This is a genomic window from Gilliamella apicola (assembly GCF_003202655.1).
Classification (GTDB): Bacteria; Pseudomonadota; Gammaproteobacteria; order Enterobacterales; family Orbaceae; genus Gilliamella; species Gilliamella apicola_R.
In genome coordinates, this window is the sequence record NZ_QGLR01000012.1 from 76,897 (window position 1) to 88,980 (window position 12,084).

The 12,084-nt window shown below is 36.1% G+C and carries 11 protein-coding genes; 8 read left to right on the top strand and 3 right to left on the bottom strand.

The window, feature by feature from the left end; translation table 11 throughout:
* Positions 1-63 precede the first annotated feature (63 nt).
* Complete coding sequence (locus DKK70_RS10210) at positions 64-435, top strand: DUF5362 family protein (RefSeq protein WP_110433904.1); 372 nt, start codon at positions 64-66, stop codon at positions 433-435.
* 127 nt (positions 436-562) lie between these two features.
* On the opposite strand, the gene bamE is transcribed toward DKK70_RS10210, so the two are convergent.
* Positions 563-982, bottom strand: a complete 420-nt coding sequence (bamE, locus tag DKK70_RS10215; protein WP_110433905.1) for an outer membrane protein assembly factor BamE — start codon at positions 980-982, stop codon at positions 563-565.
* A gap of 208 nt (positions 983-1,190) precedes the next feature.
* Here bamE and DKK70_RS10220 point away from each other — a divergent pair, with 208 nt between their 5' ends.
* Positions 1,191-1,802 (top strand): FKBP-type peptidyl-prolyl cis-trans isomerase, encoded by a 612-nt coding sequence (locus DKK70_RS10220; protein ID WP_110433906.1) that lies wholly within the window; start codon positions 1,191-1,193, stop codon positions 1,800-1,802.
* A 39-nt stretch (positions 1,803-1,841) separates the two neighbouring features.
* Here the strand turns inward: DKK70_RS10220 and DKK70_RS10225 are convergent, their stop codons facing one another.
* Complete coding sequence (locus tag DKK70_RS10225; protein ID WP_219999755.1) at positions 1,842-3,035, bottom strand: MFS transporter; 1,194 nt, start codon at positions 3,033-3,035, stop codon at positions 1,842-1,844.
* Positions 3,036-3,163: 128 nt separating this feature from the next.
* Here DKK70_RS10225 and dapB point away from each other — a divergent pair, with 128 nt between their 5' ends.
* The 6 genes from dapB to tamB all read left to right on the top strand — a co-directional run bounded on the left by dapB (position 3,164) and on the right by tamB (position 11,325).
* The gene (gene dapB / locus DKK70_RS10230) at positions 3,164-3,985 is read left to right on the top strand and encodes a 4-hydroxy-tetrahydrodipicolinate reductase (protein ID WP_110433907.1); all 822 of its coding nucleotides are present in this window, start codon (positions 3,164-3,166) and stop codon (positions 3,983-3,985) included.
* 9 nt (positions 3,986-3,994) lie between these two features.
* A complete protein-coding gene (gene tadA, locus DKK70_RS10235) occupies positions 3,995-4,492 on the top strand; it encodes a tRNA adenosine(34) deaminase TadA (RefSeq protein WP_110433908.1) in 498 nt (165 codons plus the stop codon).
* A gap of 133 nt (positions 4,493-4,625) precedes the next feature.
* Positions 4,626-5,165 carry a hypoxanthine phosphoribosyltransferase gene (gene hpt / locus DKK70_RS10240; protein WP_110433909.1) on the top strand — a complete coding sequence of 180 codons (540 nt, stop codon included), beginning with the start codon at positions 4,626-4,628 and terminating at the stop codon, positions 5,163-5,165.
* A 51-nt stretch (positions 5,166-5,216) separates the two neighbouring features.
* The gene (locus tag DKK70_RS10245) at positions 5,217-5,669 is read left to right on the top strand and encodes a WapI family immunity protein (RefSeq protein ID WP_110433910.1); all 453 of its coding nucleotides are present in this window, start codon (positions 5,217-5,219) and stop codon (positions 5,667-5,669) included.
* Between the two features lie 132 nt (positions 5,670-5,801).
* Positions 5,802-7,520, top strand: a complete 1,719-nt coding sequence (tamA, locus tag DKK70_RS10250; protein ID WP_110433911.1) for an autotransporter assembly complex protein TamA — start codon at positions 5,802-5,804, stop codon at positions 7,518-7,520.
* A 1-nt stretch (position 7,521) separates the two neighbouring features.
* On the top strand, positions 7,522-11,325 hold the full coding sequence (tamB, locus tag DKK70_RS10255) for an autotransporter assembly complex protein TamB (RefSeq protein ID WP_110433912.1): 3,804 nt from the start codon (positions 7,522-7,524) through the stop codon (positions 11,323-11,325).
* A 42-nt stretch (positions 11,326-11,367) separates the two neighbouring features.
* Here the strand turns inward: tamB and mnmD are convergent, their stop codons facing one another.
* Entirely contained in the window at positions 11,368-12,081 is a 714-nt protein-coding gene (mnmD, locus tag DKK70_RS10260) for a tRNA (5-methylaminomethyl-2-thiouridine)(34)-methyltransferase MnmD (RefSeq protein ID WP_181415987.1), read from the bottom strand.
* Positions 12,082-12,084: the final 3 nt, after the last annotated feature.

Sequence of the window (12,084 nt, forward strand, 5' to 3'; positions counted from 1 at the left end):
TAAAGTGATATTCTAGCTTTGATTTTTTTATAGTACAACTATCTTATAGTATAAGGAATGAGGATGTTTAACAATCAAACAACTATTATTTCAACTAAATCAAATGAACTATTGAAAGATAAAATGAAATTTATCGCGATCATGCAACAGATCTTTGGGGTATTAAATATTATTGGTGGTTCATTTTTCTGCCTAGGTATCTTTACTGCAATTATAGGTATTCCATTAATCATTGCTGGAGTTAAGCTTTTTAAATCAGGAGGGGCATTTAGTTTAGCCGCAGGGCTTAATAGAGAAGAGGACTATATCAAAGCTATCGATAATTTACATGGGTATTGGAAGTTTACATTAATTAGTTACATAGTTTTAATACTATTTCTGCTGCTTTATATTTTATTTGTAGCTGTAATAATTTTTGGTGCAGCTCATCGTTAGCAACCTGCCTATTTTACTTAGATTGACATAAAGAAAAAACCTCGTTATTGAAGTGTCCAACTTTATGGGGGCACTTCATATTCGAGGTTCTTTTAAAGATTATATTCGATTGTTTTGCTTTAGGAGTTTATGGGTTATTATCTTGATCATCATCAGAATCCGTATTAATTGGATCTGAGATATGTTGTTGGTTCATCTCTTCCAATGATAAAGACCCCTCTAAAGTTGAAGTTTTGATATCAGTCACCACGCCCCTGTTATCAAAATAAATCGCATAATTAATTTGGCTTACTTTGCCATGTTGTGGTTGTTGACGAAAGACATAGTACCAAACGTTACCACCAAAAGAGGAAGTTAACATTGGTGAGCCCATGATGAAAGCCACCTGTTCTTTGGTTTGACCGACTTTTAATAATTCAATTGCCTCTTGGGTAATATAGTTACCTTGATTGATATCTGGCCTATAAACTAGGCGGTCTGTAAATGAACAACCAGTTAATATCATAGTTGACACAATTATAAGCGGAATAAGTTTACGATACTGCATCTAAATTTATCCATTTAAAATAATAATAGCGCATATTATCGCTGATATTTTCACTAAGCGCTAGATAAAATAATAAAATCTTTAGGAATTGTGTTATAAAAAGCATTGTTATACTGACAATTATCAGCAAATTTTAATAAATTACTTCTTAAATCTAATCTTAATACTCTATAATGAAAAACTATTATCAAGCAATGACAGGTAAAAAATGAAATTAGAAACGATTGAACAAAAAGCAAGTTATGCAATTGGGCTACAAATTGGCCAACAATTAAAAGAATCTGGCTTAAATAATTTAGAGCTTAATGCATTAAAATTAGCGATGGAAGATGTTTTGAGCGGTAATCAACCCGCATTACCTTTACAAGAGTTACACGATGCCCTTCGTCATGTTCACGAAGAAGCAGCCAAACAAAAAGCCAAACAAGCTGAAAAAATTGCCCAAGCAGGTCAAGAGTTTTTAGCTGAAAATCTAAAAAAAGAGGGTATAAAATCGACGGAATCTGGTCTGCAATATGAAATCATTAAACAAGGTGATGGTGCATTTCCTAAAGCAACCGATCGTGTTCGAGTTCATTATACCGGACAATTAATCGATGGTACGGTATTTGATAGTTCAGTTGAACGTGGGCAACCAGCTGAATTCCCGGTTAATGGTGTGATCCGTGGTTGGGTTGAAGCATTACAATTAATGTCGGAAGGTTCAAAATGGCGTCTATACATTCCTCAAGAGCTAGCTTATGGTTCACAAGGCGCCGGCGCCTCTATTCCACCTTATAGTGCACTGATTTTCGATGTCGAATTATTAAAAGTCCTATAAGTATTATATATGGACGCATTCGCGTCCATTATTTCTCGTTTACTTATTAATTATTTTCGGTAAAAAACATGAGCCAAAGGCAGCCAATAGGAGTAAAACACTAGCAGCGCCAAAAGCAATATAGTGAGTATGCCAATTGTCATATGCCCATCCTCCTAACCATGAACCAACCATTGCGCCAATTTGATGTCCAAGGTAAGTTAATCCAGAGAGTAAGCCTACAATTTTCACCCCATAAATATCAGCACTAATAGCACTAGATAAAGATAAAGCGCCTGCCCAAACTAATCCCCCAACTAATGCAATGCCATAGAGTTGCCATTTAGTTGAAGCAATGACTAATGCGATAAAACCAAGCCCTCGAACTAAGAAGATCATCGCTAATACTAATTTTCGTTGCACTATATCGGAAATAAAACCGAGTACCAAGGTACTAAAGATTGCCACTAATCCGATTAAACCTATCCCTGAAGAACTAGTAATTGCGTCGAAACCGTGATCAATTAACATAGGAACACCATGTGTACCTAGTAAATTCATGCTAAACCCACAAGTAAATAAGCCAAAACTAAGCAACCAGAAAGGCCGTGTTTTTAACACCTGTTTTAAAGTTATATCCTTTTTTAGATTTTCCTGAACTTCTGTTGTCGCTGTCTCAATATGATTATCCTTCATAATAAAAATAGCGATAGGCAGAGCTAGTAGCATAAAAAGCAGAGAAAATCCGACTAACGTGGTTTGCCATCCATACAGCGGAATAAAATAAGCAAATACCGGTAGCATAACTGCAATACCCGCCATACTGCCACTCGACAGAATAAATAGTGCCAGGCCTCTATGTTTGCTAAACCAACGAACCACAATAGGGGTAAAACTGACAGAGCCGACAAATGAGGTACCAAAGGATAAAGCTACCCCAAAAGATAAGAAAAAATTCCAATAGCCGTTTACATTAGCTGCCCAAACAGTTGAAATAATAATGATAATTGAACCCAATAGTAATACAAATCGGGTGCTATATTTGTTGACTAAGTACCCAGCTATCGGCATGGCGATACCGGAAAATAGCATCCCTATAGCAATAATACTCGACAAAGCACTTCGGCTGAAATGGAGATCGTTAGCTATAGGCAGAAAAAAGACCCCCATACTCATGCGTAATCCACTAGAAAGTAAGGTTAAAAATGCGGCTGCTATAACAATATTCCAGCCAAAATACCATCGACTATGCACTTCAATTTCCTATTAGTCTTAATATTAACAACTTGAAAAGTATATCATCTTGTTTAGGTATATAACTTAAAAGTTTTCCGCTATAATAATTATTTATCAATATTCAATGGAAAGTTAAGGAAAGTTATATGTCTACAAATATGATTCGTATCGCTATTGCTGGCGCAGGTGGAAAAATGGGACGACAACTAATTCAATCTGTCTCGCAAATTGAAGGGGTTACCTTAGGTGCTGCATTTGAACGAGAGGGATCATCATTGATTGGTAGTGATGCTGGTGAAGTTGCTGGTATTGGTCACTGTGGAATAAAAGTTACTGCTGATTTACAACAGGCGAAAGATCAGTTTGATGTCTTAATCGATTTTACCCGTCCTGAAGGTACACTTTGCCATTTAGCTTTTTGCATTGAAAATAAAAAAATGATGATTATTGGTACCACCGGATTTGATGAGGCCGGTAAACAAGCTATTGCAACTGCCGCGAAACAAATTGCTATCGTGTTTGCTGCCAATTTTAGTGTTGGCGTGAATTTAGTACTTAAGTTACTTGAAAAAGCCACCAAGATTATGGGTGATTATACCGATATCGAAATTATCGAAGCTCATCATCGTCATAAAGTTGATGCCCCTTCGGGTACTGCGCTTGCTATGGGCGAAGCAATTGCCGATGCGTTGGGTTGTGATTTAAACGATCGCGCTGTTTATTGTCGTGAAGGGCATACAGGTGAACGGCCTAAAGGTGCTATTGGGTTTGCAACTATTCGTGCCGGTGATATCGTTGGTGAACATACTGCTATTTTTGCTGACATTGGTGAAAGAGTCGAAATTAGCCATAAAGCCTCAAGTCGAATGACTTTTGCTAATGGTGCTGTTCGCGCTGCATTATGGCTTGCCAAACAACCAATTGGACTTTATGATATGCGCGATGTGCTCAATTTAAACAATCTATAATATTAAAGCATGTCAGATGAAGTTTGGATGCGTCATGCATTAAAGTTGGCCAAACACGCGGAGTCACTAGGTGAGATCCCAGTAGGTGCAGTGATTGTTGATGAAAATAACCAAATCATTGGTGAAGGTTATAATCAATCAATTATGCAACATAACCCAACAGCTCATGCGGAAATTATGGCTATCGAACAAGCCGGCCAATGTATACGCAACTACCGATTAGTAAATACAACTTTATATGTTACCTTAGAACCTTGTATTATGTGTGCTGGGGCGATCATTCATAGTCGTATCCAACGTGTTGTCTATGGTGCCAGTGATTATAAAACTGGTGCCGCAGGTTCCTATATAGATATTCTGTCCAGAACAGGGATTAACCATTTTGCGCAAATCACCGGTGGTATTTTGTCTGATGAGTGTAGTTCAATGTTGAGCAATTTTTTTCAAAAGCGTCGGCAGCAAAAAAAACAGCATAAACAATCAATCCTTAACGCTATTGAAGATTAATTTCATATTTAAGCACAAATTCTTTAAATCATTTCTTAATTATTTGATAAAGTTTTAGTTTAGTTATTTTTTTTAATTATGAAAATTGCTAAAATCTCACTTTGTTTTTTAAAAAGTACATTGAGCATTATTAATGAAAAAGCACACATTAGAAACTATGATATCGGCGGAGGAGATCCAAACCCGAATTAAGGCATTAGGTCAACAAATTAGTCAAGATTATGCAAATAGTCAAAATGAACTTATATTAGTTGGTTTGTTAAGAGGTTCTTTTATCTTTATGGCTGATCTAAGCCGTTCTATTACCGTCGGTCACGAAGTCGATTTTATGACAGCTTCAAGTTATGGCAATGCAGTGGTAAGCAATCGAGATGTCAAAATATTAAAAGATTTAGATGAAGATATCCGGGATAAAGATGTATTAATTGTCGAAGATATTATTGATACCGGCAATACACTCAGTAAAGTGATGGCAATATTAAAACTGCGTCATCCACGTAGTATTGAAATTTGTACCTTATTAGATAAGCCATCGCGTCGTGAAGTAGCTGTACCAGTAAAATATATTGGATTTTCAATTCCTGATGAGTTTGTGGTGGGCTATGGTATTGACTATGCGCAGCACTATCGTCACTTACCTTATATTGGTCATGTAACATTACTTGAATCTTAATTAAAGCTTCATTGAAAAAATTTAAAACATATGGCAAGTAAGGACGAATAAATGATCGAGTTAACAGATATTACCAATACAATAAATTTTCAATTTGCTATCGTCGGTTATGAGTTCCCTGATAGTAAAGATAATTGGTGTTTACTAAAAGTTATCGTACAACAAAATAATAATCGGTTTGAAAAAACCGATCCGGCTTTAGAGATCGCTGATTTACACACACTGTATAATTGGTTTGATGATCTATCGAAAAGTCGATTACCTAGTCATGCTGAGTTATGGTTTACTGAACCTTGCTTTTCACTTGCTTTCATTGCTAGCAAAAACCAAAAAGTCACAATCTCTATTAAACTTAGTGGTGAACTTAAACCGGATTTTTGTTTTGATGATCCCTATGAATTACACAATGATGGAACAATCGTTTTTCAGTTAGCTGAATCTAACTTTATAGCGATACTAGAAAATCTAAAACAATGGATCGAAAAGTATCCTCCTCGAAAATAATATTCGATGAGAATTAACGTTATTTTACAGAGCGTATCATAGACGGTAAAAGAGCAGATATGTTAGATTGATAAACAATAGCAAACCTATAATCGCTCCCATAACAATTTCTAAAAAATTATCGAGGTATATGTGTCACGATTTTCGCGTTCATTATGCTTACTTCTAATGGTAACGACGGCATCAACTTATGCCGAAATGAAGTTATCCATTAAAGGATTGTCAGGCAAACTTGCTGAAAATGTTGACGCTCGTCTTTCTTTGATTACCCCTGATAAGGTTAATACTACGCCAAATTTCAAACGCTATTTTGAAAGTGAAACCGGAAAAGCACTTCGTGCGTTAGGCTATTATTCCCCTACTTTTGAATATGATGAAACAGATCCAAAAGTGTTAGTGGTAACCGTGTTACCTGGTGAACCCATTAGAATTAAAGAATTAAATATTAATCTCAATGGCGAAGGTAAAGAAGATAAAGATTTTCAAGAATTGCTAACCACACAGTTACCCAAAATTGGCGATATTTTAAATCATGGCATTTATGAGAACTTTAAAAAAGGCTTAGAAAATATATCACTAAAAAAAGGATATTTTGATGCTGATATGCCAGTACATCAATTAGCCGTTGCGCAATTTGCGCATCAAGCCTTTTGGAATATAGACTTCAATACCGGTAAGCGTTATAAATTTAGTATAGTTAAATTTCCGAAGGTAAAAATCCGTAAGGATTATCTGCAAAATATTGTACCGTTTAAAGAAGGAGATGAATATTCGGCTGATGATTTATCACTGTTAAATCGTCGCCTGAGCTCAACTAACTGGTTTAATTCCGTTGTGGTTACCCCAGACTTTCCTCATCTTACCGAAGACAAAGCATTACCCATCGAAGTGGTGACCACCCCTCGCAAAAAAAATGCAATGGACTTAGGTTTGGGGTTTTCTACCGATAATGGGGTGCATGGTAAAATTGGCTGGAGCAAACCTTGGATTAATAGTCGCGGCCAGAGTTTTCAAAGTAGTCTTTCTCTCTCATCGCCAGAACAAATTATTACCATGAGTTATAAAATACCATTAAAAAAAGCTCCTATTGAACAGTATTACACCATCCAAAGCGGTTATAAAAAAATCGATAACAACGATACTGATTCACGATCCTATACTTTAGGTGTACTTCGTAATTGGGATAACTTTGACGGTTGGCAAACCGCGCTAGGTTTTAATGTATTACGCGATGACTTTACGCAAGGTGACGACAGTTTCAAAACTTTCTTATATTATCCTTCACTTAGTATCACCCGTATACGTAATGACGGTAACTTATTACCTATGTGGGGTGATTCTCAACGTTATTCGGTTGAAGGGGCGGCTCGTGCTTTAGGATCCGATATTAATTTAGTGCGTTTTCAAACTCAACAAACTTGGATTCGTTCAATTAGTCATTCACATCGTTTTATAGCTCGCGGTACTTTCGGCATTATTCAAGCAAGTAATTTTGAACGGGTTCCGCCCTCTTTTAGATTTTTTGCTGGTGGTGATCGCAGTATTCGAGGATATAGCTACCAATCAATATCGCCAAAAGATAAAAAAGGCAAATTAAAAGGGGCTTCAAAGCTGATAACTGGTTCGGCTGAATATCAATATAATGTCACCGGTTCTTGGTGGGGAGCAGCATTTATTGATACCGGTGAAGCGATAGATAAAGTCGATAAGACTAAATTTTATACGGGTACCGGTTTAGGTATTCGTTGGGCTTCACCTGTTGGTCCAATTAAATTCGATCTAGCAACACCTCTTGACCGAAAAGATAAAGGCTCTATACATCTATATATTGGTTTGGGAAGCGAATTATAATATGGCAAAAAATCCAAATAATGTAAAAAAAGCTAAAAAAATTAAGCGAATACGAAAATGGAAGAAACGTAGCATTGCTGTGTTATCTATTTTTGTTTTGGTTATCACTTTTATTATTTTAATGATCTACACCAGTTTAGGTGTCAAGCTAACAACGTATGTACTTAATAAGTTTTTACCGGAATTAAAAATAGAACAAGTAACCGGTACCTTTCATAACCTACACGTTACAGGACTTTCGCTTGAATTACCCGGTGTCAACCTACAAGTAAAAGATGCTAAATTGGAATTGGCTGGTTCATGTTTGATCCAAACCAAAATTTGTGTTGATAAATTTGACGCCGATGGCGTGAGCGTGGTTGTTAATACCGATCAACTTCAACCTTCACCTGATGAACCGATTTCAGAACAACGAACTACGATTAAGACCCCTCTGCCGATCGACCTTCAGCAAACCCATATTACTAATGTCACAGTAAAAGTGAATGATATGCAGTTTGCTATGTCTGATTTTAGCGGAAAAGCCAGATGGGTAAATGAAAAGATTTATGTCTACCCTGCAGTTGCCATGGATCTACAAGCAATCTTTGCCGATACTGACGCCAATACCAATAAACCTAATACTTCTGATGATGACCTACCGGTAAATCAAAAGATTAACCAATTATTTAATCAACCCTTAATTAAATCACTTCCACAGGTGAATATTCCATTAGATATTGATGTTAGCAGTTTGACCGGCAACAATTGGCTATTGCATATTGGTGGCCAAGATTATCGTTTTAATCGAGTTAATATTAAAACGAATATGATTAATAATTATATTACTGTAAAACGAGTCGAAACTGATGCCATAACGCCATATGGCAATGCCCACGCTTCTGTATCTGGACAAATTACTTTAGGAGATGATTGGCCTATTTTTGCCTTAATCAAAGCGGATAACGACAATAATCATCTTAACGGACAATTTTCGGGAAAATTATTAGGCCAATTATTCACTTATACCAATGTTAGCGGATTAAATCAGATTACGGTTGAAGGGCAAATTAATTTTATTGAAAAATACCTACCATTGATGGCAAAAGTGGATGGAAAACACATTCAATGGCCAATTGAAGGAAAACCACAATATCAATTAGACAATTTTGATTTCACTTTAGATGGCAATGTTGAAAAATACAATATGTTAGCCAAAGGGACTATTAAAGGTAAAGATTTGCCAGAGACCAGTCTGGATATGGTTGGCAATGGAACTAATCAAGCTGCATCTTTTGAGTATGCTAATATCAAATTCCCTCAAGGTGATATTAATATTTCTGGGCAGTTAGATTGGCAAAAAGCACTCAAATGGAATACCAGTGTTAAACTCAATAATGTTGATCTCACCAAAGAATTACCTAGCTATCCTATCCGTTTAACCGGGCAATTAAAAACCACTGGGTCAATCGATGGTGAAGCATGGCAATTGAATATTCCTGACATGCAATTAAACGGCAATATTAAACAGGCAAGCTTTTCAGCAAATGGCAACCTATTTGTCGATTCTAACCATAAACTATCAGCCAATAATCTGGCAATGGTTTGGGGTAAAAACCAGATCAATATCAATGGTTCTAGCGATAAAGGCAATTTAAATGCTCAACTAAATTTGAGCGCGCTATCATTATTGCTTGATAACCTTAATGGTGATGTTGTTGGTAATATAAAAATGACTGGCAATAGTGCTGCACCGGTGATTGATACCAATTTAAATATTAATGGCTTAAGTTATGAAGATATTACCGTAGCCAAGGCTAACTTTTCGGGTAAAGTTCAATACAACAATCAACTCAGTGGCCAATTAAAGTTAGTTGCTCAAAATATTGATATTGCAACTCAAAGTGTTAAAAACGCCAATATCGAACTTTCTGGTAATGAAGCGCACCACACTTTAGCCGTCAATTTTAATGGTAGCCCGCTTTCCATGACAACCTCGTTAAGCGGAGAACTTGATAAACAACATACTAAATGGACAGCAAGTATACCACATGCCTTATTAACGCTAGGTGATGCTAGCCATTGGCAGTTAGCAAAACCGATAAGTCTCACTTATAATATCGTTAATCAGATACCGACTATTGGTGCCCATTGTTGGCGTAGTAATAATTCCAGTATCTGTTTAGATAAAACATTCGCTGTTGCGCCAAATAACGAGACTTCAATTAGTTTAAAAGATATTGATCTAGCTAAGCTACCGATTCCCAATGATGGTGAAACTAAAATTGATGGTTTTATCAATGGCAAAGCTGATATTAAATTTAATGACGGCAGCAAAATTCCTAACATTAAAGCTAATATAACCAGCAATAAAGTTTTTGTTAAACAGATGATCACCAATCAAGCTTTACCAATTCCTTTTAATTTGTTTAATATCAATGCAGAATTTAATGAGCAACAAGCTAAATTAGATTGGCATTTTAGTTTAAATAAGTTAGGGAAAATAACTGGTAATTTATTAGTTAAAGATCCAACCGCGACCAAAGTATTAAGCGGTCAATTGAACATTGATAACTTAGCATTAGCCATTGTTAATCCATTACTCAGTAAAGATGAATATGCCAAGGGCGCCATTAATGGCAATGTCAATTTTTCTGGTTCATTAATGGATCCGATCTTAAATGGCGGTATTAATTTAAGGCATAGTGATATTAAAACTTATCAACTGCCAATTGATATTAAATCTGCTATGGTCGATATTAAATTTAATGGTAAATCATCAACCTTAAAAGGCGTATTAGCGACTAAATCAGGAAATATCAATATTAATGGCCAAGCGAGTTGGAATAACTTTGAAAAATGGCAAGCTAATATCTATGTAAATGGGGCAGCGATGGAAGTTACTGTTCCGCCTATGATTAGCATGTCTGTCATTCCTGATATTAAGATTGAAGCAACCCAAGATGAATTAACACTACTGGGTAAAGTATCGATTCCAAAAGGAAAAATTACTGTGGATTCACTGCCGGCTTCAAGTGTGGACGTATCGTCTGATGAAGTAATGTTGGATAAGAATTATAAACAAATTCAACCACAAAAATTTGGTATGAAAATTAATAGCCATATTGAGATCAATATTGGCGATAAGGTCACAGTTGATGCATTTGGTTTAACCGCATCATTAAAAGGGAAATTAATCGCCACCCAAACCAATAAAGGTTTAGATTTACATGGTGAAGTTCTAATTCCGAACGGACGGTTCCATGCCTATGGCCAGGACTTAGTCATTAAAAAAGGCGTAGTCACTTTTTCTGGGCCGACTGACCAAGCCATCTTAGATATAGAAGCAATAAGAAATCCTGATTCAATGGATAATAATAATATTACCGCCGGCATTCGCGTCAAAGGATCAACACAAGATCCTAAAATTGAAATTTTCTCTGATCCAGCCATGTCACAGCAAGAAGCACTCTCTTATTTGATCCGTGGACAAGGGTTGGATAATTCTGATCAGAGTGATAATGATATGATGACCGCCTTTTTAGTCGGTGTCGGAACAGCAAAAACCGGAAAATACATTGGTGATATCGGTAATGCCTTTGGCGTTAAAAACCTAACTTTAGATACCCAAGGTGCCGGCAATAGTTCAAAAGTAGTCGTCAGTGGTTATATCTTACCTCATCTGCAATTAAAATATGGGGTTGGCATTTTCGACTCATTAGCAACTTTTACCCTGCGATATAGATTATTACCCAATTTCTATGTGGAAGCAGCCTCCGGCTTAGCCCAAACATTAGATTTTATTTATCAATTTGAGTTCAACTAATTTTTGCTCTTCAATTTAGTTCGCCAAAATTGGCGGACTAAATTAAGATTTACTGCCTATGAGCATCTCTCGCTTGATCCCAAATCCTTTACGTTTTTCCACCTTAAAACCCGCACTAATTAAATTACGGCGAACAAAACCTGCCGCGGTAAACGTGGCAAAAGTTCCATCTTTATTGGTTAAGTTATAGCACTGTTTAAATAGGGATGCTGACCACATATCTGGATTTTTTGCTGGTGAAAAACCGTCAAAAAACCAAACATCAATTAAACTATTTTGTCGTTGTAAAAAATCAGGAAAATGAGTGATATCGTCAAAGCAAATAACTAGATTAATATCATCTAAAGTCTCATTAGTTGATCCTTGTAAATAATCGCGTAATTTTGGCGCGAGAGAACTTAAAGAATCATGACTGCTGATCACCTTGTTATGAATTTTTATCATTTCTAGTTCTGATAAGGGGTATCGTTCGACACTAAAAAAATTTAATCGTTTGAGCACACTATTGGGATTTTGCTGCCTAAATTGTTTGAAAGTCTGCCAAGCAATTAAAAAACTTAACCCGGAACCAAAACCAGTTTCTCCTATAGTAAAACTCTCCTGTTGATGTTGTAAAAAACGCGCAAATAAACGATTTCCTTCGATAAAAACATAACGAGTTTCATCTATTGCACCATTGGTATTAAAATAAACATCATTAAAAAAGCGAGAAATTGGGATTTGATCGTCATCCCAAATGATAGTTGATTCGTGCATAAA